Below are 21327 nucleotides of genomic sequence, written 5' to 3' on the forward strand. Positions count from 1 at the left end.
AGTCATGGTTAGGTACCGTTCAGTGCTCCCATGTGGTAGTCCTGCGCCTGACACGTGCTCGATCCAACGTCGTCCTTCGGGGGTGAACTAAATGCGTAAACTACTGATTGGGGTTGCTCTTTCACTCGCGTTCGGCGGAGCCGCCGCGGCCAGCGACTACCTTGTGGTGAACTCGACCGATCCGGCCATCAAGCGCGGCCAGGCCTTCGACGCGGGCGCCAAGGTGCCGCTGGGCGCGGGCAAGACGCTGACCGTGATGCGCGCCTCGGGCGAGGTCACGACCCTGCGTGGCGGCGCCGCCGGCGCGACCATTCCCGGCGCCCGCGTGGCCTCGGCCGACGCGGCCCGCTTCGAGACCCTGCGCGCCCTCGTCGAGCCGCCGCCGCAAGGCCGCACCTTCGGGGCGCGCCGCGGTGGCATCTGCCCGGCCATCGAAAGCCTGACCACGCTGGACGACATCGTCCGCACCGCGGAATCCAGCGGCTGCAAGGCCGTCGCGCGCCAGGCCCTGGACGCCTACCTGACCAAGGGCGCCGCCTCGAACGACTGACATCCGCCTTACGGCGGGGCGACGGGGCCGACGGACCGCGAAAGCGCCCGCCGGCCCTTTTCGTTGGCCGCCGGTAACCTCTCGGCAAGCATGTTCGTTAGGCCTAATTGAAGGCCGCGTGTGGCGTTCTGCCGCGGATGAAGCTCCACCGCGCTATCGCCACTGCGATGCGAGGCCTTCGACGTGTGCTCCCCGGCGCGCTTGCAGGCGCGATGGCGTGCGCCTGCGCGGTCGGGGTTTCCGGAGTTTCGGCGCAGGAACTCTCGAGCGAGCCCACCGCCGCGGCTACGGTCGAAGCTCCTCTGGACATGGCCGTCGGCCTGCGGGCGGACGGGCCTGTGGGCAGGGTCGTGGTCAGCCAGCCGGAGACCGTGCAGGTGGCGACCGCCGGCCCCAACCGACTCTACGTGATCGGGAGCCAGCCGGGCGCGACCAATCTGCTCGTCTACGATCGCCAGGGCCGGCTCTCGCAGAGCGTGGACGTGCAGGTCGGCTACGACGCCCAGGCGCTGCGCGACCTGCTGGCCGACGCCCTGCCGGGCGAACCGATCACCGTGAAGGGCCTGTCCTCCAGCCTGTTGCTCGAAGGCGAGGTGTCGAGCCCATCCGTCGCCGCCATCGCCGAGACCCTGGCCCAGCGCGTCGCGCCCGACGCCGTGATCTCACGCCTGCACGCCCGGTCAAGCCAGGTGCTGCTCCAGGTTCGCATCATGGAGGTCAGTTCGCGCGGGTTGAAGGATATCGGCACGGCGGTGTCGATCACCAACGATCCGAACCTCACCATAGCCATCGGCGGCGCATCCGCCGGGGCGGATACGCCGTTCGGCGTCGCCCAGCTCAACGCCCGCGCCGGCGGCCTGCGGCTCGACGCCGCCGTCCGCGCCCTGGAAGACCGGGGCGAGCTGCGGGTGGTCGCCCAGCCGTCCCTGATCGCGCTGTCCGGCGAGACCGCCTCCTTCCGCTCCGGGGGCGAGTTCCCTTTCCCAGTCCCGGCCGACGACGGGAACGTCACCATCGAGTTCCGCCCGTATGGCGCGGCGATGACCTTCAAGCCGGTCGTGCAGGAGAACGGGCTGATCCGCGTCGGCCTGGACGCCGAACTCAGCGAAGTCGACCCGTCGGTGGCGCTGCGCCTCGTGGGCGTCACCGTGCCGGGCCTCAAGATGCGACGCGCCATTACGACCGCGGACCTGCGGGACGGCGAGACCTTCCTCATCGCGGGACTGTTCGAGGATTCCAGCGAGAACAACACCAGTGCGACGCCCTTCCTGGGCAGGATCCCGATCATCGGGCCGGCGCTGGCCCCGGTGCTCCGAGCCGTGCGCAAGAAAGAAGCGCATCGCGAGCTGGCGATCCTGGTCACGCCCCGGATAGGCGTCCAGGCCTCGTCGTCGCCCGCCGGCCAGCCCAGTTTGCTGGCGGAAGCTGAGCCGGTCTCTCCGACCATCGACCCGCCGCGCATGCCGAGGTCGGCCTCTGCGCCGCGTGGACCGCCGCTCCGCGCCTTCGTGGCCGAGGTGCGGGAGGCCTTCCGCCCACCGGTCCGCTGGATCAAGCACGCGGCGTCGCGTTTCACCTCGGCCCTGCGGAGCCGCGCCTGAGCGGCCGACTCGTGTAAGCTTTCTCGACGCCTGCAGCGTGGAGGAGCGGTCCATGAGCTTTTCGACCTTCGCACTGGTCGCCGCGGCCCTGGCGGCCGCCGGCGCCGCCTCCGCCCAGCCGATTCGCGTGCTGACCCCGCCCGGCCCGCTCCGCGCGCCGCCACAGGCCTCGGAATGCGTCGCCGCCGCGCCGGGCTCGGAGGTCGCGGACGTGGAGTGCGTATTGAGGCTGACCCCGCCCCGGCGCGGCGCCCAGGCGGCGCCCAGCCGCATCCTCATCCGCACGCAATGGGCGCCCCAGCGGAGCCCGCGTGGCGAGGCTCAGATCGTACATCTGGCCGGCAAGCCGGCGCGGGCGACGGCGCTGCCGATCGTGGAATAGCCAGCTCTGGGCCGTGGCTGCGGGAGCTAAACGAGTCCGCTTGGCGCCGCGCGGATCCTGTGTCCAACTCCGGACATGCGATCCATTAACCTTACCGCCCTGTGGATGTGGCCCCTATTGGCGACCTTCGTCCTCATCCTGATGAGCTTCGACAACCCCTTCCGACTCGCCCTCGCCGGCTTCATGCTGGCAGCCCAGCGTCCGGTCTGGCGGTTCATCCACGCGTTCGATCCGTCGCCAGCCCACATCGCGAAGAGATCGCGATAAGACCCAGTAAAATCTCAAGATATATGCTTTTCGGCAGTTTCGGCAGTCGGCCTCAGAAAAAGGTCGCAGCGCCCTGTTTTACAACCCATTTCGGGTTGGTAGGCCGGGTGAGGTTCGAACTCACGACCATTCGATTAAAAGTCGAATGCTCTACCACTGAGCTACCGGCCCTCGACGCGAGCCTCCCTATCGGGCGCCCGGGGCGAAGCGGGCGGAACCTAGAGGGCGGCGGGCGAAAGTCAAACCGGCTTTCGCAGCCCAAGCCTTAACAGCGCCACAGCTCGGCGTATTGTGGACTTCATGCGCTCGAAAGACCTCTGCCTGATCGTCGCCGTCATCGTCGGGCTGGCCGGATCGGCCTCGGGGCAGACCCGACAGACCACCCGGACCCCGCCGGCCAAGGCCGCGCCACTCCCGCCGCCTCCGCCGCCGCCGGATCCCGCGAACCAGATGAAGACTTCGGACCAGCTCAAGCGCGAGAGCGTCCAGGGCGCGGCCACCACCCCGCTGCGCGACCTCAACGTCGTCAGGGCCAAGATTCCTGAGATCCTGCTGCAGGCCCTCGACGACCCCTATGCCCGCCCCCCGCGCGCCTTCAAGTGCGCCGCCCTGATCGGCTTGATCCGGCCGCTGGACGAGGCATTGGGGCCGGACCTGGATCGCGTGCCGGTCGGCGACGAGAACCTGATGGATCGCGGCAAGTCCACCGCCCTGGGCGTGGCGGGCGACCTGGCCGCGGACGCTATCCCGTTCCGCGGCTTCGTGCGGAGGCTCTCCGGCGCAGAGGCCCACGATCGGCTCGTCCAGTCGGCGATCATCGCCGGCAACGTCCGGCGGGCCTATCTGAAGGGGCTGGGCGAATCCAAGGGATGCACCCCGCCGGCCACGCCCTCGCACGAGCGGGCGGCGTTGAAGCAGGCTGCGGCCACGGGGCCGCAACGCCCGCCGGCCAAGAGCGCGCTTACGCCGAAGTACCCGGTCCGCTAGGGCGCTGCCGCGCCGCGAAGGCAGTGCGGAACGCCTCCATGGTCCCGGCCGCGATGGCGGCGCGCATCTCGGCCATCAGGGCCTGGAAGAAGGCCAGGTTGTGCCAGGACAGCAGCACCTGGCCCAGAATCTCCTCCGCCTTCACGAGGTGGTGCAGATAGGCCTTGGAATAGTCGCGGCTGGCCGGGACATCGCTGGAGGGATCCAGCGGCGCGTCATCCTCGGCGAAGCGGGCGTTCTTCAGGTTGACCGGCCCCTCCCAGGTCCAGGCCTGGCCATGGCGGCCCGAGCGGGTGGGCAGGACACAGTCGAACATGTCGACCCCGCGATAGACCGCCTCGACGATGTCGATCGGCTTGCCCACGCCCATCAGGTAGCGCGGCCGCTCCACGGGCAACATGGCAGGCGCGAAGTCCAGAGCCTCGCACATGGCCTGGTGCCCCTCGCCTACCGCTAACCCGCCGATGGCGTAGCCGTCGAAGCCGATCTCCCGCAGCCGGTCGGCCGACTCCCGGCGGAGAGCCGGGTCCAATCCGCCCTGCTGGATGCCGAACAGGTTTTGCACATCTCGTTCGCCGAACGCGTTCTTCGAACGTTGTCCCCAGCGCGCAGAGCGGCGCATGGCGTCGGCGGCCCGCTCGGGCGGCGCCGGCAGGGCGACCAGTTCGTCCAGTTGCATGACGATGTCCGAGCCCAGCAGATCGGCCTGGATCTCCATCGACCGCTCTGGCGACAGCGCGTGGCGGCTGCCGTCGATGTGGCTCTGGAAGGTGACCGATTCCTCGGTGACCTTGGAGATCTTCGACAGCGACATCACCTGGAAGCCGCCCGAGTCGGTCAGGATCGGCTTCTCCCAACGCATGAACCGGTGCAGGCCGCCCAGCCGCTTCACCCGCTCCGCCGTGGGCCGCAGCATCAGGTGATAGGTGTTGCCCAGCAGGATGTCGGCGCCGGTGGCGGCCACCTGGTCCACGGTCAGCGCCTTGACCGTCCCGGCCGTGCCCACCGGCATGAAGGCGGGCGTGCGGATCTCGCCGCGCGGCGTGGCGAGCACCCCGGTGCGCGCCTTGCCGTCCGTGGCCGCGATCGTGAACGGGAACCCCGCCATCAGGCGGCCCGCCAGAGCAGGCTGGAGTCGCCGTAGGAATAGAACCGGTATCCAATGGCGATCGCGTGGGCGTAGGCCGCACGCATGGTGTCGAAGCCCGCGAAGGCCGAGACCAGCATGAACAGCGTCGATTTCGGCAGGTGGAAGTTGGTCATCAGCCCATCCGCGGCCCGGAACCGGTAGCCCGGGGTGATGAAGATCGCCGTCTCGGCGCAGAATGGCCGGATCGTCCCATGCGGATCGGCGGCGCTCTCCAACAGGCGCAGCGAGGTGGTGCCGACGCAGACGATGCGGCCGCCGGCGGCGCGGGCGGCGTTCAGCCGCTGGGCGGTCTCGGCGTCGATCTCGCCCCACTCGGCGTGCATCTTGTGGTCGGAGAGGTCCTCGGTTTTCACCGGCAGGAAGGTGCCCGCGCCGACATGGAGCGTCACCCGCTCCAGTCCGACGCCCATGTCCGCCAGCCTCGCCAGCAGCTCGGGGGTGAAATGCAGCCCGGCGGTCGGCGCGGCCACCGAGCCGTCCTCGGCGGCATAGACGGTCTGGTAGTCGGTGCGGTCCTGCTCGTCCTCGCCCCGCTTGGCGGCGATGTAAGGCGGCAGCGGCATCATCCCGCGCTCGGCGATGGCCGCCATCAGGTCCGGGCCGGAGAGGTCGAAGGCGATGGTGACCTCGCCCCCCTCGCCCTTGGCCTCGACGGTGGCGTCAAGGCTCCCGAGGAAGCAGGCTCGGTCGTCACTCTCGCCGAACACCAGCCGGTCGCCGACCGCAAGCTTCTTGCCCGGCCGCATGAAGGCGGTCCAAACGTGGCCGGACCGCGGCTGGTGCAGGGTCGCCTCGACGGCGATCCGGCTCTCGCCGCGGAGGCGGAAGCCCTTCAGCCGCGCGGGGATCACCCGGGTGTCGTTGACCACCAACACGTCGCCGGCCCGCAGCAGGCCCGGCAGGTCGCGCACCTGCAGGTCGCGCAGCGGCGCCCCCGGTTCGACCAGCAGCAGGCGCGCGGAGTCCCGCGGGCTTGCGGGACGCAGGGCGATCCGCTCCTCGGGCAGATGGAAATCGAAGTCGGCGAGTTGCATGAAGGGCGAGGTGAAGCGCACGCGATGCGGCGCGCGTCAAGCTTGGGGCTGGCCCATAGCGCGGCGGGCCTTGGCCAACGCCGCCTCGAGCCGCGCGCGGGCCTTGGCGTGCTTCGCCTGCAGCGCCGCGCGGCGGGCGTCCAACTCGGCCAGCTCGCGCGCCTGCTCGGCGTCGGCCGCCGCCAGCTTGGCCTCGGCGTCGGCCACCTTCTTCAGGGCCGCCTTCGAGGGCCCGGCCGGCCTCGCCTTCGCGGCCTTCGCCGGTTTCAGCTTCTCGAGCGTGGCGCGCGAACCCGCGGCCCGGCGAAGCACTTCGCCGGGTTGCGCGGTCGCCGCCTTCACCAGGGCGGGGTCGTCGGTCTGGTGGGCGAGGCCGGTCTTGAACAGGTCCTGGTGACTGCCCCAGGCGGCCAGCGCCTTGGGCTTCGAACTGGCCGCCACGACGTAGTCGGTGAGGCCGTCCGACGTCACGAACACCTTGAGCCGGGGCGCCATCGCCGCCGCGCTCTAAGCGTCCGCGGCGACCTTGGCCGAGACGATCTTGCCGGGGTTGCGCGGCGGCTCGCCCTTGGGCAGCGAGTCGATGTGCTCCATGCCCTCGGTCACCTCGCCCCAGACGGTGTACTGGCCGTCCAGGAAGCGGGCGTCGTCGAAGCAGATGAAGAACTGGCTGTTGGCCGAGTTCGGATTGGCGGTGCGGGCCATGGAGCAAACCCCGCGCACATGCGGCTCCTTGGAGAACTCGGCCGGCAGGTTGGGCTTGTCCGAGCCGCTGGTGCCCGTACCCGTGGGGTCGCCGCCCTGGGCCATGAAGCCCGGAATCACGCGGTGGAAGACCACGCCGTCATAGAAGCCCTCGCGGGCCAGCTGCTTGATCCGCGCCACGTGCTGGGGCGCCAGGTCGGGCCGCAGCTTGATCGTCACGGGGCCGGTTTCCAGCTCCAGCAGAAGGGTGTTTTCGGCGTCCATCATTTCACCTCGACAGGGATGTTCACGTCACAGGCCGTGAAATTCGCGCCGGCCGCAGCCTGGGCGCGGGCGATCTCGGCCTTGAACCACTTACCGGCCGGATCGATCACGCGGATCTTCGGCCGGTCCTTTTCCGGGATATCGCTCAGCAGGCGCACCCGTTCCATCTTGTCCTGCGGGTCGGCCACGGGCTCGCCCACCTTGATGGCCTTGACCACGTCCTGGCCGGCGATCACGCGGCCCCAGGCGGTGTAGCGGCGCTCCAGCTGCGGATAGTTGGCCCGCATCAGGAAGAATTGGCTGTTGGCCGAGTCGTCCTCCTGGCCTCGCGCCGCGCCACCGACGCCGGGGCAGAACAACCCGTAGCCCGAGATCTTCCCGTCGCGGGTCATGGGCGCCAGCATCATCGACTGGGTGGTCACCGGCAGCGACTTGATGAAGCCCACCTCGGCCACGGCCTGGTCCACGGCCAGGACGAAGGGCGTCTCGGGGCCGCGCCGGAACAGGAACTCGGCCTTGACGTTCGGCTTGGTCGAGCCGCCGGTGCCGCGGTTCTCCGGGTCGCCGGTCTGGTCCATAAAGTCTTCAATGACCCGGAAAAAGGTCTGGCCGTCGTAGAAGTGCTCCAGCGCCAGCTCGCGCATCCGCGCGGTCCAGAGCGGCGCGACCTCGGGGACCATCTCCACGATGATCCGGCCCTTGTTGGTGTCGATCACCAGCACATCCTCAGCCTTGGGGACGCGCCAGTCGGCGGCGGCGGGCGCCGCGGGCGCGGCGGGGACCGCTGGCGCCGGGGCCTTCTTCTGGGCGGAGGCCGTGGTGGCGAGGGCCGCGAACGCCGCGGCGAGCAGAACGGTCTTCAACGTCATGGCGCCTCTCGTAGCGAGGACGCCGCCGCTCCGCCAGCGATTAGGCGCGGCCCACCTTTTCCATCAGGCGGGCCTTCACCGAGGGGCTGACGAACTTGCCGACCTCGCCGCCCAGCACGGCGATCTCCTTCACCAGCTTCGAGGCGATGGCCTGGTGGCGGGGATCGGCCATGAAGAAGACGGTTTCTATGTCGCGGTCCAACTGCTGGTTCATCGCGGTCATCTGGAATTCGAACTCGAAGTCGGCCACCGCGCGCAGGCCCCGAACGATGACGCTAGCTCCCACCTCGCGCGCGAAGTGCATGGTGAGCCCCTCGAACGGCTGGACGATGATTTCGCACTGGTTGCGCAGCGGCGCCACCGCCTCCTCGACGATGTCGACGCGTTCCTCCAGCGAGAACAGCGGCCCCTTTCCGGCGTTGATCGCAACGCCGATGACCAGGCGGTCCACCAGCTTTGCGGCGCGGCCCATGATATCGGTGTGGCCGTTGTGGATGGGGTCGAACGTACCCGGGTAAAGGCCGACGCGGGTCATGCGCTAAGGGTCCCCCAACTCAACCGTTTCGCCCTTTCGCCGCCAGGCGCGGTTCTGGCAAGGGAAAATCGACGTTCCGCTCCGTGAGGGTCGGACGCGAAACCCACGATAGCGAGCCGCGTTGGGCGCTGCGGACTATTCCGCGCCCGCCTCGCCCTCGCCCTCCGACGCGTCCGTCTCGGGAGCCTCGATCTCTATGTCGTCCCCGCCCTGGTCCGCCAGCCGTTCCACCGACACCACGTGCTCGTTGGCGCTGGTGCGGAAGATGGTGACGCCCTGGGTGTTGCGGCCCGCCAGGCGCACCTGGCCGACCCGCGTGCGGATGAGCTGGCCCTGGTCGGTGACCAGCAGGATCTCGTCCGCCTCGTCCACCGGGAACGACGCCGCCAGGCGGCCGCCCTTCTTGGTGAGGTCCTGGGCCAGCAAGCCCTGGCCGCCGCGTCCGGTGCGGCGGAACTCGTAGGCCGAGGTCCGCTTGCCGAAGCCTTCGGTCGAGACCGTGAGGATGATCTCCTCGGCCGCGCCCAGCTGGGCGATGCGCTCGGGCGTCAGGCTGACCTGATCGTCGCCGCCCTCGCCATCGTCCTCCTCGACCGCCGTCGCCTCGTCGCCGTCCTCGCCGTCAGTGGCCGCGCGCATGAGTTTGGCGTGCTTGAGGTAGGCGGTGCGCTCGGCCGGGCTGGCCGGCACGGCGCGCAGGATGGCCATGGAGATGACGCTGTCGCCCTCGGCCAGCCGGATCCCGCGGACGCCGGTGGAGTCGCGGCCGGCGAAGACGCGGACCTCTTCCGTCGCGAAACGGATGCAGCGGCCCAGCGCCGTGGTCAGCAGAATGTCGTTCTGCTCGGCGTTGCAGACGCCGACGCCGATGATCGAGTCGCCCTCGTCCAGCTTCATGGCGATCTTGCCGTTGCGCTTGATCCCGATGAAGTCGCTGAGCTTGTTGCGCCGCACGCCGCCGGAGCGGGTGGAGAACATCACGTCGTACTGGTCCCAGGTCGCCTCGTCCTCGGGCAGCGGCAGGATCGAGGTGATGCTTTCGCCGGGCTCGATCGGCAGCAGGTTCACGAAGGCCTTGCCGCGCGATGTGGGCGTGCCCACCGGCAGGCGCCAGACCTTGAGCTGGTAGGCCTTGCCCCCGCTCGAGAAGAACAGCATCGGCGTGTGGGTGTTGGCGGAGAAGACCCGGGTGACGGCGTCTTCTTCCTTGGTCGCCATGCCCGACCGGCCTTTTCCGCCCCGGTGCTGGGTCCGGTAGAGGCTGAGCGGGGTGCGCTTGACGTAGCCGCCGTGGGTGACGGTGATGACCATGTCCTCGCGCGCGATGAGGTCCTCGTCCTCGACATCGGCGTCGCCGTCGATGATCTCGGTGCGCCGCGGCACGGCGAAGGCGTCGCGCACGGCCACCAGCTCCTCGCGCACGATGCCCATGATCTTCTCGCGCGACGCCAGGATCTCCAGGTGGCCCTGGATGGTCTGAGCCAGCTCGCGCGCCTCGCCGAAGATCTCGTCACGGCCCAGGCCGGTCAGGCGCGACAGGGTCAGCGCCAGGATGGCGCGCGCCTGTTCGTCGGTCAGCCGGATCTCGTTGCCGCCGATGACGAGCGTACGCGGATCGGCGATCAGCTCGACCAGGGGCAGCATGTCGCCCGCGGGCCAGTCCTTAGCCACCAACCGCTCGCGCGCCTCGGTCGGGTCCTTCGACGAGCGGATGATGTGGATGAACTCGTCGATGTTGGCCACGGCGATGGCCAGGCCCACCAAGACGTGGCCGCGGTCGCGCGCCTTGCCCAGTTCGAACTTCGTGCGGCGGACCACCACCTCTTCGCGGAAATCCACGAAGGCGGTGATCATGTCGCGCAGGCCCATCTGCTCGGGCCGCCCGCGATTCAGCGCCAGCATGTTGACGCCGAACGAGGTCTGCAGCGGCGTGAAGCGGTAGAGTTGGTTCAGCAGCACGTCGGCCGAGGCGTCGCGCTTCATCTCGATCACGATGCGCATGCCCTGACGATCGGACTCGTCGCGAAGGTCGGAGATGCCTTCGATGCGCTTCTCGCGGACCAGTTCGGCGATCCGCTCGACCAGCGCGGACTTGTTGAGCTGGTACGGGATCGCAGTGATGATGATCGCTTCGCGATCCTTGCGGATCTCCTCGACATTGGCGATGCCGCGCATGATCACCGAGCCACGGCCGGTCATCAGGGCGGTGCGCGGGCCGGTGCGGCCGACGATCTGCCCGCCGGTCGGGAAATCCGGGCCGGGCACGATGTCCAGCAGCGCGTCCAGGCCGATCTCGGGATCGTCGATATAGGCCAAGCAGGCGTCGACCACTTCGCCCAGGTTATGCGGCGGGATGTTGGTGGCCATGCCGACGGCGATGCCGCCGGCGCCGTTGACCAGCAGGTTCGGGATGCGCGAGGGCAGCACCACCGGCTCCTGCTCGGAGCCGTCGTAGTTGTCCTTGAAGTCGACCGTGTCCTTGTCGAGGTCCGCCAGGATCGCCATGGCGGCCCGGGTCATGCGGCTTTCGGTGTAGCGCATGGCCGCCGGCGGATCGTTGTCCACCGAGCCGAAGTTTCCCTGGCCATCGATCAGCAGCAGGCTCATCGAGAACGGCTGCGCCAGGCGCACCAAGGTGTCGTAGATCGCGACGTCGCCGTGCGGGTGATACTTGCCCATCACGTCACCGACCACGCGGGCCGATTTCACGTAGGAGCGATCGGGCGTGTGGCCCTGCTCGCCCATCGAGAACAGGATCCGCCGATGCACGGGTTTCAGCCCGTCGCGCACGTCCGGCAGCGCACGGCTGACGATCACGCTCATGGCGTAGTCGAGGTACGAGCGCTTCAGCTCGTCCTCGATGGCGATAGGGGCGATGCCCCCGGGCCCGTGTTCGGGAGGGAGGTGGTCGGTGCTGTCGGTCAAGGGAAGAAAATCGCCGTTCGAATCGAACTGTTAGATGGGGACTCCAGTTACCATCCTGAAGCCCCTAGCGCCACTTCACGCGTACGCACGTGCGCACACGCGTACGCGCGGGGAGCAGCGGCCTGCGGCAGGGCGCCCCGTGACCTGCGCGGGCAGACGCTCTAGTTTGGCGCTCATGCCGCTTAAGCTTGGCCAAAACGCGCCCTGGTTCATCGCCTGGACGCCCTCCAATCCCGAGTTCGCCTTCGACACCGCCGCGGGCCGCTACGTGCTGCTCGCCTTCCTGCCGTCGGAGCCGGAGCCGCGCCTTGCGGCCGTCAGGGCGCTAGCCGCGCACCAGGGGCTGTTCGACGACGCAAAGGCCTGCGCCTTCGTGGTGTTCCGCGACCCCGCGATGCGCGACGGCGTGCGTGACGTGCGCGGTCTGAGGTGGATGCACGACGCCACCGGCGCGATCACCGAACGCTACGGCCCGGAGCCCCACTGGCTGCTGCTGGACCCGGCGCAGCGCGTGCTGGCCAGCGCGTCCATCGACGCCGCCGACGAGATGTTCGCCCGCGTCGCCGCCCTTCCCGCGCCCGGCGACCATGCCGGCGTGCCGCTGCACGCGCCGGTGCTCACCGTGGGCGGCGTGTTCGAACCCGAGTTCTGCGAGGCGCTGATCGCCCTGCACGAGGCCGATGGCGGCCAGTTCACAGGCGTGATGCGCGACGCCGGCGACCGCACGGTGGCGGTGATGGACGAGCTCAAGAAGCGCCGCGACATCTGGATCGACGATCCGGAGCTGCAGGCGGCGATCCGCGAGCGGCTGGAGCGCCGGCTCTATCCGATGATGTTCCGTGGCCTGGGCTTCCAGCCGACCCGGATCGAACGCTACCTGGTGAGCTGCTACGACGCCGCCGACGGCGCGGTCTTCCATCCACATCGGGACAACACCACCCAGGGCACCGCCCACCGCAAGTTCGCCTGCTCGATCAACCTGAACTCGGGATTCGAGGGGGGCGACCTGCGCTTCGCCGAATACGGCCGGGCCACCTATCGCCCGCCGACGGGCGGCGCGGTGGTGTTCTCGTGCGCTCTCATGCACGAAGCCACGCCGGTCACGCACGGTCGACGCTACGCCTTCCTGCCGTTCCTCTACGACGAGGCGGGCCAGGCCGTGCTGCAGGCGTATCGCGACCGTACCGCCACCCCGACCCCCGCCGAAGGCGCGCCGGCATGAGCGGCCGCTGGACCCTGCCACCGCTGACCACCGGCGAGCTCGTGCCGGAGTTCAAGGCCGCCTCGCGCACCAACCCGAACTACCACTTCAGCACCGTCGCCGGCCGCTACGTGCTGCTGGCGTTCATGCCGCGCGAGGCGGCCCGACGCGACGCGGCGCTGGCGGCGTTCGCATCCGTCCGCCCTCTGTTCGACGACCGCTTCCTGACGGCGTTCTTCGTGGCCAGCCATCCGGACGGGCCGGAGATCCCCGCGGACCAGACGCCCGGCCAGCGCTGGCTTTTCGACCCCGAGGGGGCCGTCGCGCGCCAGCTCCAGCTCGGCCAGGACGAGGCGGTATGGCTCCTGCTGGATCCGGCGCTTCGCCTGCTGGACCGCGCGCCGATCGACCGGCCCGAGGCGTTGCTCGCGCGCATCGCTGCGGGCCTGCCGCCGCTGGACGCCTACCCGGGAATGGTCCTGGTGGCGCCCGTGCTGATCGTCCCGCGCGTGTTCGAACCCGAGTTCTGCCGCCGATTGATCGACATCTACGAGGCGCGAGGCGGCCTGCGCTCCGGCGTCATGCGCGACATCGACGGCCGCACGGTGGGCGTGCTGGACGGCATGAAGAGCCGGCGCGACGTGAACCTGGAGAACGACCAGGCGCTGCGCGCGGAGATCAAGGAGCGCATCGCTCGCACCGTCCTCCCGATGATCGGGCGCGCCTATCAATTCCGGCCCACGCGCATCGAGCGCTACCTGGTCTCCTGCTACGACGCGACGGAGGGCGGGTTCTTCAGGCCCCATCGCGACAACGAGGCCCTGGCCACGGCACACCGTCGCTTCGCCTGCTCGATCAACCTCAACAGCGAGGAATTCGACGGCGGCGACCTGCGCTTCCCTGAATTCGGCCCGCGCACCTACCGGCCGCCGACCGGCGGCGCCGTGGTGTTCGCCTGCAACCTCCTGCACGAAGCCACGCCGGTCACGCGCGGCCGCCGCTACGCCTTCCTGCCCTTCTTCTACGACGAGGAGGGTCAGCGCATCCGCGACCGAAACATCGGGTTCCTGGATTCGGCCCCTGCGAGGGCTGCCGGGGATCGCTAAGCCGAGGTTCATCCCGCGCACGTCACGCTCGCGCCGGAATCAGCCTTAAAATCGATCGTCCATGATGAGAGCCCTCCCCCTTCTCCTGATCGCACTGGGCGCCGCGGCGCCGGCGGCTGTGGCCGCGCCGCTGATCCAGCCCGGCTATTGGGAATCGACCAACAAGCTCCTCTCGCCGATCAGGCAGAGTTCGACCGAGAAGCGGTGCATCACCCCCGCGGACGTCGAGAAGTTCATGGGCGGCCCGTCGAACCGGCACTACGCCTGCAGCTATCCGACCAAGGTGTTCTCCGGCGGCAAGATCACCCTGAAGGGCTCTTGCGTCAGCAAGAAGGGCCATAAGGTCGCCGTCCAGGGCTCGGGGAGCTACACGCCCACCAGCTTCGACCTGACCGCCGAGATCGCCACCGAATTCCTGGGCCTGGACATCGCCGGGAAGGCCTCGACCGAAGCCCGGCGGATCGGAGACACCTGCCCGCCGCCGGAGCCCAAGCCGGACGACAAGAAGTAGCCGAGGCCAGGCCGCCGCTTGACTTGGCCGGCCAGCCGGCTTCCCTCGCCGCAAGATGACCAACACCACCACCTATGCCAGCTACCTGGGCCTGGAGCGCCTGCTCACCGCCCAGCACCCCACCAGCGACCGCCACGACGAGCTGCTCTTCATCATCATCCACCAGACGAAGGAGCTGTGGCTCAAGGAGATCATCCACGAGGTGCGGCTGGCCAAGCGCCTGATCCGCTCCCAGGAGGTCGAGCCGGCCTACAAGGCGCTGGCCCGGGTCTCGCGCATCCAGACGATCATGACCCTGTCGTGGGACGTCCTGGCGACCATGACGCCGGCCGACTACCTCAGCTTCCGAGGCGGGCTGGGAACCAGCTCGGGCTTCCAGTCGTGGCAATTCCGCACCCTCGAATACATGCTCGGGCTGAAGGACGCGTCCTTCCTGTCCTTCCAGGACGAGGGCAGCGAGGCCCTGGAGACGCTGAAGGCCGCGCTGGAAGCGCCCAGCCTCTACGACGACGCCATCCAGCGGCTGGCCGCCCACGACCTCCATGTGCCGGCCGAGGTGCTGCAGCGCGACGTCACCCTGCCCTACGAGCCTTCGCCCGCGGTCGAGGACGCCTGGCTGGCGGTCTATCGGGACACCAAGCGCTACTGGGAGCTCTACCAGCTGGCCGAAAAGCTGGTGGACCTGGACGACGCCCTGCTGACCTGGCGGCACAAGCATGTGCTGACCGTCGAGCGGATCATCGGCGGCAAGCGCGGCACCGGCGGCAGCGACGGCGCGGGCTACCTGCAACGCACCCTGCAACGCCGCTGCTTCCCCGAGCTCTGGACGCTCAGGACCCGACTTTAAACCCTTGAATCAAAACGGCGTCGGCCGCTGGGCCGACGCCGCCGACGCCTCGGGAGGCGTTCCGCTCTAGAACGGAATCTCGTCGTCCAGGTTGGCCGAGAAGTCTTCGCGTGGCGCGGAGCTGGACTGGCGCGGGCCGGACGAGAAACCCCCGCCGGAATAGCCGCCCTCGCCCTGCTCGGCGTCGCCGCCGCGGCCGTCCAGCATGGTCAGTTCGCCGCGGAACTTCTGCAGCACGATCTCGGTGGAGAACTTCTCGACCCCGGACTGGTCGGTCCACTTGCGGGTCTGGATCGAGCCCTCGACGTAAACCTTGGCGCCCTTCTTCAGGTAGTTCTCGCAGACCTTCACGATATTCTCGTTGAAGACCACGACCCGGTGCCATTCGGTCTTTTCCTTGCGCTCGCCGGAGTTTCGGTCGCGCCAGGTCTCGGAGGTGGCGATGCGAAGGTTGGCCACCCGGTCGCCGGAGCCCAGCGAACGGATCTCGGGATCGGCCCCGAGGTTGCCGATCAGAATGACTTTGTTGACGCTGCCCGCCATGTCGATGTGTCCTTTGGTTTCCGTAGGAAGCGGGCCCGAGGCCCTTCAGCCATAGATATGCGCGCCACCACGGCGCGCAGCGGGGGACGCTAGCGCGTCACGGAAACGCCAGCAACCCGAATGTTCCGATTATGTTCCGCCTCGTCGGAACCCGTCCACAGGTGAATCCGCGCTATTGCGGCATCGCGCCCGGGATCGCCAGGCGGCCGTCGCCGGTTCGCACCAGGGCCACGTAGCGCGGCCCCTCCAGCGAGGTGGAGGTCAGCACCCCCTCCTTCTGCAGGAACAGGAAGTTGGCCTGGTAGGCGCCGTAGATCTCCTGCTGGTTGCCCCCGAGCCGCAGGAACTTGATGCGCATCGCCTCGAGATTGGCCGCGCAGACTTCCAGGCTGGGAGCCTTGACCAGCTTGTTGTACTTCAGCGACCCGTCCTTCTGGGGCGCCACGTGATAGCAGACCCCCGCATCGCCGGGGGGCGTGGTCTTCTTGGCGCAGGCGCAGAGCGCCAGGGCGGCGGCGGCGAGGACGAGGAGCGGCTTCAACGGCATGGACCGAGCCTATCCCACGGGCGGCAGACTGCAATCCGGCGCTTGTGGGGCAAGAGTGCGGAACGAGCGGTTGTCGTCCGAGATCTCGACCTTTCCTGCCACCAACCGCAGGGTCTGCTGGCCGAAGCGGCCGTAGGTGGCGCCGCCCGGCCGTTCGCAGCGGCCGGCGAACAGGGTCTGGACGCAGGCGTTGAGGTCCACGCCGTCGGCCACGCGCCGCCAGCGTCCGCCGCCGTGGCGCAGGCAGGTCCCCGGCGAGGCGGCGTCGGGCTCCGCGGCCTCGGCGTCGGCGGGCGGGAGGGCCGAATCCTCGGTGGCGGGCGGCTGGCCCTCCTCCGCGGGCGGCAGCGGGATCAACTGGGCGCCGGCCTGCTGCGCGGCCGCCAGGGCGCCGGTCTCATCCAGGCCCACGTCGAGGGCGTCGGTGGCCACGCCGTTGCGGCGGGCGCAGTCCGTGAGGCTGAGTTCGCCGACGAACTGGCCCTGGACGAAGCAGCGCAGCGGCTTGCCAGGATCGATCTTGCCGTCCTCGGCGCTGGAATCGATGACGAGCCCGCCCTCGGCGGCCGGCGGTGGGGGCGAGGCGCGGTCGCCCGCCACCAGCACCCACGCGATGGCCCCGCCCGCGACGAGCGCGCCCAGCGCGCCCAGCAGCACGAGCGGTGGGCCTTTGCGCGGGGGTTTCGGATCTTCGGCCGGTGGGGTCGTCGCCATCGCGTCTGGCTAGCCCCCTAACGGGCCGCGTTCAAGGCGCGTCAGCCGCCGAGGCGGGTGAGCGCGGCCTGATAGTTGGCGATCTGGTCCGTCAGATACTGGGGAACCGGGCCGCTGGCCACCGTGGACGCCGCCGGCAGGTTGGACTGCGGCGTGGCCTGGGCCACCAGGTCCTTGTAGGCTTTGCGGATCACGCCCATCGCCGTGGAGATGTCCGCGGCGGCGTGGGCGATCTCGACGGCGCTGTCCAGCCTCAGGTCGGCCTCGAGGCCCAGGCCGAAGATCTGGCCCTTGCCGTCGGCCGGTTCGCTGACGCCCTTGTCGTTGACGATGGTGTTGCGGACGATGCCCTCGGGAATGCCCAGGAATTCCAGGGCGTCCTTGCCGACCTTGCCAGCGCCGAACTCCAGGATCGTACGGCCGTTGAGCGGCGTAACGGTCAGCTTGCGAACCCCGCCGGAGTTCGTGACGGCCACCTTGGCCTGGAAGCCGGTGGCGCGCTTGATCTTGGTGGCCAGGGTCGCGAGCGTGTCCTCGGCGTCGATGGTGATGGTCTGGGCGCGGCCTGTGCCCGCGCGCACCGTGAACTGGTCGCCCGCACGGATGCTGCTGGCGGCGGTGATCCGCTGCGAATCGGTCATGTCGAGCGTGCCCTTGGGCAGGCCCAGCCGGTCGAGCGAGCTGGCGCCGGTCGCGTCCACCGCAATCGCGCCCGGGGCGGTGTAGCCGTCCTTGCCGGTGAAGCGGCGCGCCCATTCGACCGATCCGGCCGCGACATCGAGCTGGGCCAGGAAGCCGTCCTTCTTGCCCACCGCGGCCAGGTCCGGCTGGCCGTCCTCGCCCGGCAGGGTGGAACCGACCGATCCGGCGACGAACACCTGTCCGTTCGACACCGATAGGGACGTGGCGCGATCGTCGCCCGCGCCGCCGTAGTAGGCGATGGAGCCGCCCGGCGAGAGGTCCTTGGAGATCCGCGCCGCGAAGGCGTCGGAGCCTCCCGAATGGGCGCGGGTGGTCGCGCCCGCCGCCAGCGCCCCATTCGACGTGGAGCCGGCGACTACGACGTCGCCACCGTCCAGCGCGAGGCCCACGATCTCCCCGCCCTGGAGGTCGCCGAGGTCGCGGGTCGAGGTCAGCACCGGCGAGCCCGACGAGATGTCGAAGCGGCGCAGCACGCCGCGCCCGTTCTCGACGCTGGCGGTGATTAGGTTGGTCCCATCCAGCACCATGCCGGCGGGCCGGTCCGCGCCCGAGGTGCCGAAGCTCTGCGTGAAGGTGGCCGGCACCTTGCCCTTGGTCAGAGGGTTGGTCGACGGCGGGCCGAAACCCTCGATGTAGCTGTCCCAGTCGCCGAGGCCGGCCGCGCCCGGCAGGGCCGACTTCGAGCGGCCCGCCACATAGACCATGTTGTTGTCGCCGAAGACGATCTGGCTGGCCTCGTCGGCGAGGCGCGCGCCCCGGCGCTGGGTCCACATTTCCTCGCCCTCGGCATTGAACACCGTGACGAAGCTGTCGGTCTCCTTGGCGAAGGCGCCGGTGGGACCCGAATTCATCGGACCTTCCTGGGCGCCGTTCAGGCCGCCGACGATCGATCCTGCGATCGCCACCCGGCCGTCGGCCGCGACCGTCAGGCCCAGGCCCGAGGCCGTGTCCGACGCTCCAAGCGTGCGCGTGTAGACCAGGTTTCCGGCCGGATCATACTTCAGCAGCGCCACGTCCTGGGCGCCCTTGATCTCCTGACCGGCCGTCTTGTTGGTGATGTCAGCCAACATGTAGACCGATCCGTCAGGCCCGATCTTGGTGGCGCGGACCGCCTTGACCTCGGACCCCAGCGTCTTGGCGAAGGCCCGGCCATCCACCCAGTTCGCGTCGTTCTGGCCGGCGACCGGCGCATCGACGTTAGTCGTATCGGTCTGGAACTTCAGCAGTTGCTGGGTGATGACGCCGTCGTTGGTGTCGACCTTCCCGTCGGGGTTCGGATCGCCGACGCCCTGGGTCATGTAGACCGCCGGGGCGGTGTCGACCGCGCTGAAGGACACCGTCTCGCCGCCAGGCTTGATCTTGAGCGCCCACTGATCCGGGCCGGGGCCCAGCTTGATGGTCTGGCCGCCCGCGGTGATGGTCCGCTCCGCGCCCGGCAGGCGCTGGGTGGCGAAGCGCGTGTCGACACCGGCGGCCTGCAGCTTGCCGTTGATGAAGTTGACCACATTGGCCATGGAGCGCGTCTGCGTTCCAAGCTCGTTCAGGTCGACGTCGACATTATAAGTTACGCCCGAACGCTTGACCGCAATCGAGAATTTCACGTCGCCCGCAAACTGCGGGACCGCCTCGGAGCTGGTCCCGGCGAAGATCGGCGCGGTGGTGTATTCCTGCTTGTTGGCCTGCACCGGCACGGTGGTCTTGGTCGTCGTTCCGACCTCGCCGGAGGTCAGGCGCACCTTGTCCAGGTCGGCGGCCTTCGAATAGGCCATGACCTCTTCGAGGCCTTTGGCGAAGGTGGACTGGAGCCTCGTCTTCTCGATGCTGGTCAGGCCCTTCTTCTGGATCTGCTCCACGATGCCGTTGAGGGTCGAGAGGCCTTGGTAGAGCGCGAAGAGCTTGCGATAGTCGGTGCTGGCGCCAGGCAGATCCAGTTGCGCCGCGTTCTCGTTGACCAGCTTGCGGCCCGCCAGCGCCGCCTTGACCGCGGCGGACGCTTCGGCCGCGGTGGGCGGATTCGTCCAGGGCGCCGTGGGCGCCACCTTGGCTCGCGTCGAGGACGAACCCGCGCCGAGCCCCACGCCGCCGGTCATCCCCGCGCGGGTGTTGTAGATGCCGAGCAACAGACTGGTATCTATCGATGTGACCATGACGCTCTTCGGCGGCTAGCTAGTCCGCCGTCTGGCACGGTAAGGCCGCGATCGTTTACGGCTCGCTAAGGCCTCAAAATAAAAGAGCCCGGACGACGGTCGCCCAGGCCCTCTCTTACGCCCCAACGGAAACGTCTTAAGGCTTAACCGCCCCGGAACAGCTGCAGCACGATCTGCGGCGCCTGGTTGGCGATCGACAGCGCCTGGGCGCCCAGCTGCTGCTGGACCTGCAGGCCCTGCAAGCGCGCACTCTCCTTGGCGAGGTCGGCGTCCACCAGGTTGCCGACACCGGCCTCCAGCACGTCGGTCAGCTTGGACACGAAGCCCAGGTGGGCCTCGATCTGCTTGGCCTGGGAGCCGAGGTTGCCCAGCGCCTGGTTGACCTGGCTGATCGAGGTGTTGAGCGAAGTCAGGACGTTGGTGGCCAGGGTGACCGTGCTGATGGACGACGCCGACCCGATCGTGACGATCGAGCCGCCCAGCGACATGTCCTGGGTCGACAACGTGATTCTGGAGGTGGCCTCGGCGTTCGCGAGGAACTGAATGTTGGCCCCCACCGTGCCGTCCAGCAGGTTGGCGCCGTCGAAGGCGGCGTTCCCCGTCACCTGCTGGATCTGGCGAAGGAGCGAACGGAAGTCGGAATTCAGCGCCGTGCGTGAGGCCGTGTCCAGCGAGGTGTCCATCGCCGCGACGACCTTGCCCTTCAGCTCGACGAGCAGGTCCGAGATCGTCTCGCCCGCGGTCATCGTCACCTCGGCGATCGACTGCGCGCGATCCAGGCTCATCCGCACCGCGCCCAGGGCGCCGATGTCGGCCCGCTGCCCTTGGGCGATGGCCCAGACGGCGGCGTTATCCTTCGCGTTTGCGATCTTGAGACCGGTGTTGACGCGGTTCTGGGTGTTGGCCAGCTCGTCGTTGGTCTTGTTAAGATTCTGCAGCGCGGTCAGCGCGGACTTGTTGGTGTTGACGCTGATCGTCATGACGCTCTCCTAGCGGCGGGACGCCCCTCAACCGCGACTCGCGACCAGGACGTGACGCCAAGCTAGGAACGCCTGGTGAGCATATGGTTAACAAGATTAACGACGATCGCCGCCGCCAGGCGCTCCTGGGGCGGTTGGGACAATTTGCCCTAGGCGCGCATCGAGGGTGACGCGCGCTTTAGATCAGGCCTTGGTCCGGATGACCGCGCCGGCTTGGTACTGGCCGTCGTCCCGCATCTTCAGGACCTCGGCCCTGGGAAGCTGCAGGATGACCTCGCCGGTGAGCCGGTTGATCGTCTTGTAGATGAACGAACCGCTGGCTTGATCTTGCTCGATGACCAGTCGCATCTCGACCGGGTCCGGCCCCTTGGCCGCTGCGGGCTCGCTCTTGGCGGGCGCCGCGGCGGATTGGAACTGGGGGCTTGCGGACTCCGGCGCGGGCGTAATGGCCGCGACCTTTCTGTCCATGTCTCCCTTCGCTGAACTTGCGTGCAGCGCTCCAGACTAAGGCGAGCGGCGGACAGGGTCGCCCCTGCCCGCCGACACACCGAGGGACCGCGGAGCCGTGTGACCGGCTCCGCGGCGCTTGGCCTTAACGGAAGAGGCCGAGCAGGATCGACGAGGACTGGTTGGCGATCGACAGCGCCTGGACCCCGAGCTGCTGCTTGGTCTGCAGAGCCTGGAGCTTGGCGCTTTCCTTCGCCAGATCGGCGTCGACGAGGTTGCCCACGCCGGCGTCGATCGAGTCCTGGAGCTTGCC

General features: G+C 69.0%; 22 protein-coding genes and 1 tRNA gene. 8 read left to right on the forward strand and 15 right to left on the reverse strand.

From position 1 onward, the window contains the following. The first annotated feature begins 91 nt into the window (after window positions 1-91). The 3 genes from EPO51_RS03895 (at window position 92) to EPO51_RS03905 (ending at window position 2533) form a co-directional block, all read left to right on the forward strand. Window positions 92-550 carry a hypothetical protein gene (locus tag EPO51_RS03895; protein WP_293346161.1) on the forward strand — a complete coding sequence of 153 codons (459 nt, stop codon included), beginning with the start codon at window positions 92-94 and terminating at the stop codon, window positions 548-550. A gap of 308 nt (window positions 551-858) precedes the next feature. After that, complete coding sequence (locus EPO51_RS03900; RefSeq protein WP_293346163.1) at window positions 859-2151, forward strand: type II and III secretion system protein family protein; 1293 nt, start codon at window positions 859-861, stop codon at window positions 2149-2151. 52 nt (window positions 2152-2203) lie between these two features. Next, complete coding sequence (locus EPO51_RS03905; RefSeq protein WP_293346165.1) at window positions 2204-2533, forward strand: hypothetical protein; 330 nt, start codon at window positions 2204-2206, stop codon at window positions 2531-2533. Between the two features lie 363 nt (window positions 2534-2896). Here the strand turns inward: EPO51_RS03905 and EPO51_RS03910 are convergent. Continuing rightward, a tRNA-Lys gene (locus EPO51_RS03910) sits at window positions 2897-2971 on the reverse strand. A 129-nt stretch (window positions 2972-3100) separates the two neighbouring features. Here EPO51_RS03910 and EPO51_RS03915 point away from each other — a divergent pair. Continuing rightward, window positions 3101-3787, forward strand: coding sequence for a hypothetical protein (locus tag EPO51_RS03915; protein ID WP_293346167.1), 687 nt, complete (start codon window positions 3101-3103; stop codon window positions 3785-3787). On the opposite strand, the gene tgt is transcribed toward EPO51_RS03915, so the two are convergent. From tgt to gyrA, 7 genes are all read right to left on the reverse strand, one after another. After that, on the reverse strand, window positions 3762-4895 hold the full coding sequence (tgt, locus tag EPO51_RS03920; protein ID WP_293346169.1) for a tRNA guanosine(34) transglycosylase Tgt: 1134 nt from the start codon (window positions 4893-4895) through the stop codon (window positions 3762-3764). The two genes, EPO51_RS03915 and tgt, sit on opposite strands and share 26 nt — an antisense overlap. Further along, window positions 4895-5971 (reverse strand): tRNA preQ1(34) S-adenosylmethionine ribosyltransferase-isomerase QueA, encoded by a 1077-nt coding sequence (gene queA / locus EPO51_RS03925; RefSeq protein WP_293346205.1) that lies wholly within the window; start codon window positions 5969-5971, stop codon window positions 4895-4897. The genes tgt and queA overlap by 1 nt, the downstream gene beginning before the upstream one ends. Window positions 5972-6007: 36 nt before the next feature. Continuing rightward, entirely contained in the window at window positions 6008-6466 is a 459-nt protein-coding gene (locus EPO51_RS03930; protein ID WP_293346171.1) for a hypothetical protein, read from the reverse strand. A gap of 12 nt (window positions 6467-6478) precedes the next feature. Next, entirely contained in the window at window positions 6479-6943 is a 465-nt protein-coding gene (locus EPO51_RS03935) for a peptidylprolyl isomerase (protein WP_293346173.1), read from the reverse strand. Continuing rightward, window positions 6940-7809, reverse strand: a complete 870-nt coding sequence (locus EPO51_RS03940) for a peptidylprolyl isomerase (RefSeq protein ID WP_293346175.1) — start codon at window positions 7807-7809, stop codon at window positions 6940-6942. Before EPO51_RS03940 ends, EPO51_RS03935 begins: the two co-directional genes overlap by 4 nt. Window positions 7810-7849: 40 nt before the next feature. Continuing rightward, window positions 7850-8344 (reverse strand): pantetheine-phosphate adenylyltransferase, encoded by a 495-nt coding sequence (gene coaD / locus EPO51_RS03945; RefSeq protein WP_293346177.1) that lies wholly within the window; start codon window positions 8342-8344, stop codon window positions 7850-7852. A gap of 135 nt (window positions 8345-8479) precedes the next feature. Further along, the gene (gyrA, locus tag EPO51_RS03950; protein WP_293346179.1) at window positions 8480-11269 is read right to left on the reverse strand and encodes a DNA gyrase subunit A; all 2790 of its coding nucleotides are present in this window, start codon (window positions 11267-11269) and stop codon (window positions 8480-8482) included. A 175-nt stretch (window positions 11270-11444) separates the two neighbouring features. Here gyrA and EPO51_RS03955 point away from each other — a divergent pair, with 175 nt between their 5' ends. The 4 genes from EPO51_RS03955 to EPO51_RS03970 all read left to right on the forward strand — a co-directional run bounded on the left by EPO51_RS03955 (window position 11445) and on the right by EPO51_RS03970 (window position 14934). Beyond that, window positions 11445-12491, forward strand: coding sequence for a 2OG-Fe(II) oxygenase (locus EPO51_RS03955; RefSeq protein ID WP_293346181.1), 1047 nt, complete (start codon window positions 11445-11447; stop codon window positions 12489-12491). Beyond that, a complete protein-coding gene (locus tag EPO51_RS03960) occupies window positions 12488-13576 on the forward strand; it encodes a 2OG-Fe(II) oxygenase (RefSeq protein WP_293346183.1) in 1089 nt (362 codons plus the stop codon). Before EPO51_RS03955 ends, EPO51_RS03960 begins: the two co-directional genes overlap by 4 nt. A gap of 61 nt (window positions 13577-13637) precedes the next feature. Then, window positions 13638-14087 (forward strand): DUF3617 domain-containing protein, encoded by a 450-nt coding sequence (locus tag EPO51_RS03965; protein ID WP_293346185.1) that lies wholly within the window; start codon window positions 13638-13640, stop codon window positions 14085-14087. A 55-nt stretch (window positions 14088-14142) separates the two neighbouring features. Next, on the forward strand, window positions 14143-14934 hold the full coding sequence (locus EPO51_RS03970) for a tryptophan 2,3-dioxygenase (protein ID WP_293346187.1): 792 nt from the start codon (window positions 14143-14145) through the stop codon (window positions 14932-14934). Window positions 14935-15000: 66 nt separating this feature from the next. Here the strand turns inward: EPO51_RS03970 and ssb are convergent, their stop codons facing one another. The 7 genes from ssb to EPO51_RS04005 form a co-directional block, all read right to left on the reverse strand. Next, entirely contained in the window at window positions 15001-15477 is a 477-nt protein-coding gene (ssb, locus tag EPO51_RS03975) for a single-stranded DNA-binding protein (protein ID WP_293346189.1), read from the reverse strand. 172 nt (window positions 15478-15649) lie between these two features. Continuing rightward, window positions 15650-16024: a hypothetical protein gene (locus EPO51_RS03980; protein ID WP_293346191.1), complete on the reverse strand. Its 375-nt coding sequence runs from the start codon at window positions 16022-16024 to the stop codon at window positions 15650-15652. A gap of 9 nt (window positions 16025-16033) precedes the next feature. Further along, the gene (locus EPO51_RS03985; RefSeq protein ID WP_293346193.1) at window positions 16034-16738 is read right to left on the reverse strand and encodes a hypothetical protein; all 705 of its coding nucleotides are present in this window, start codon (window positions 16736-16738) and stop codon (window positions 16034-16036) included. Between the two features lie 41 nt (window positions 16739-16779). After that, window positions 16780-19587 carry a hypothetical protein gene (locus EPO51_RS03990; RefSeq protein WP_293346195.1) on the reverse strand — a complete coding sequence of 936 codons (2808 nt, stop codon included), beginning with the start codon at window positions 19585-19587 and terminating at the stop codon, window positions 16780-16782. A gap of 143 nt (window positions 19588-19730) precedes the next feature. Beyond that, on the reverse strand, window positions 19731-20567 hold the full coding sequence (locus EPO51_RS03995; protein ID WP_293346197.1) for a flagellin: 837 nt from the start codon (window positions 20565-20567) through the stop codon (window positions 19731-19733). Window positions 20568-20750: 183 nt separating this feature from the next. Then, window positions 20751-21035, reverse strand: a complete 285-nt coding sequence (locus EPO51_RS04000) for a hypothetical protein (protein WP_293346199.1) — start codon at window positions 21033-21035, stop codon at window positions 20751-20753. Window positions 21036-21159: 124 nt separating this feature from the next. After that, a partial coding sequence (locus tag EPO51_RS04005; protein WP_293346207.1) for a flagellin occupies window positions 21160-21327 on the reverse strand: 168 nt, incomplete at its 5' end.

Source organism: Phenylobacterium sp., from assembly GCF_004297125.1.
Lineage (GTDB): Bacteria > Pseudomonadota > Alphaproteobacteria > Caulobacterales > Caulobacteraceae > Phenylobacterium.

What these genes read in the sequence shown, in the direction of transcription:
- EPO51_RS03905 (WP_293346165.1), top strand. Translation starts at nt 2,204, where the DNA reads ATGAGCTTTTCGACCTTCGCACTGGTCGCCGCGGCCCTGGCGGCCGCC.
- EPO51_RS04000 (WP_293346199.1), bottom strand. Translation starts at nt 21,035, where the DNA reads ATGGACAGAAAGGTCGCGGCCATTACGCCCGCGCCGGAGTCCGCAAGC.
- EPO51_RS03970 (WP_293346187.1), top strand. Translation starts at nt 14,143, where the DNA reads ATGACCAACACCACCACCTATGCCAGCTACCTGGGCCTGGAGCGCCTG.
- EPO51_RS03980 (WP_293346191.1), bottom strand. Translation starts at nt 16,024, where the DNA reads ATGCCGTTGAAGCCGCTCCTCGTCCTCGCCGCCGCCGCCCTGGCGCTC.
- queA (WP_293346205.1), bottom strand. Translation starts at nt 5,971, where the DNA reads ATGCAACTCGCCGACTTCGATTTCCATCTGCCCGAGGAGCGGATCGCC.
- EPO51_RS03935 (WP_293346173.1), bottom strand. Translation starts at nt 6,943, where the DNA reads ATGATGGACGCCGAAAACACCCTTCTGCTGGAGCTGGAAACCGGCCCC.
- EPO51_RS03995 (WP_293346197.1), bottom strand. Translation starts at nt 20,567, where the DNA reads ATGACGATCAGCGTCAACACCAACAAGTCCGCGCTGACCGCGCTGCAG.
- coaD (WP_293346177.1), bottom strand. Translation starts at nt 8,344, where the DNA reads ATGACCCGCGTCGGCCTTTACCCGGGTACGTTCGACCCCATCCACAAC.
- EPO51_RS03900 (WP_293346163.1), top strand. Translation starts at nt 859, where the DNA reads ATGGCCGTCGGCCTGCGGGCGGACGGGCCTGTGGGCAGGGTCGTGGTC.
- EPO51_RS03955 (WP_293346181.1), top strand. Translation starts at nt 11,445, where the DNA reads ATGCCGCTTAAGCTTGGCCAAAACGCGCCCTGGTTCATCGCCTGGACG.
- EPO51_RS03965 (WP_293346185.1), top strand. Translation starts at nt 13,638, where the DNA reads ATGATGAGAGCCCTCCCCCTTCTCCTGATCGCACTGGGCGCCGCGGCG.
- EPO51_RS03895 (WP_293346161.1), top strand. Translation starts at nt 92, where the DNA reads ATGCGTAAACTACTGATTGGGGTTGCTCTTTCACTCGCGTTCGGCGGA.
- ssb (WP_293346189.1), bottom strand. Translation starts at nt 15,477, where the DNA reads ATGGCGGGCAGCGTCAACAAAGTCATTCTGATCGGCAACCTCGGGGCC.
- EPO51_RS03915 (WP_293346167.1), top strand. Translation starts at nt 3,101, where the DNA reads ATGCGCTCGAAAGACCTCTGCCTGATCGTCGCCGTCATCGTCGGGCTG.
- EPO51_RS03985 (WP_293346193.1), bottom strand. Translation starts at nt 16,738, where the DNA reads ATGGCGACGACCCCACCGGCCGAAGATCCGAAACCCCCGCGCAAAGGC.
- EPO51_RS03930 (WP_293346171.1), bottom strand. Translation starts at nt 6,466, where the DNA reads ATGGCGCCCCGGCTCAAGGTGTTCGTGACGTCGGACGGCCTCACCGAC.
- EPO51_RS03960 (WP_293346183.1), top strand. Translation starts at nt 12,488, where the DNA reads ATGAGCGGCCGCTGGACCCTGCCACCGCTGACCACCGGCGAGCTCGTG.
- tgt (WP_293346169.1), bottom strand. Translation starts at nt 4,895, where the DNA reads ATGGCGGGGTTCCCGTTCACGATCGCGGCCACGGACGGCAAGGCGCGC.
- EPO51_RS03990 (WP_293346195.1), bottom strand. Translation starts at nt 19,587, where the DNA reads ATGGTCACATCGATAGATACCAGTCTGTTGCTCGGCATCTACAACACC.
- EPO51_RS03940 (WP_293346175.1), bottom strand. Translation starts at nt 7,809, where the DNA reads ATGACGTTGAAGACCGTTCTGCTCGCCGCGGCGTTCGCGGCCCTCGCC.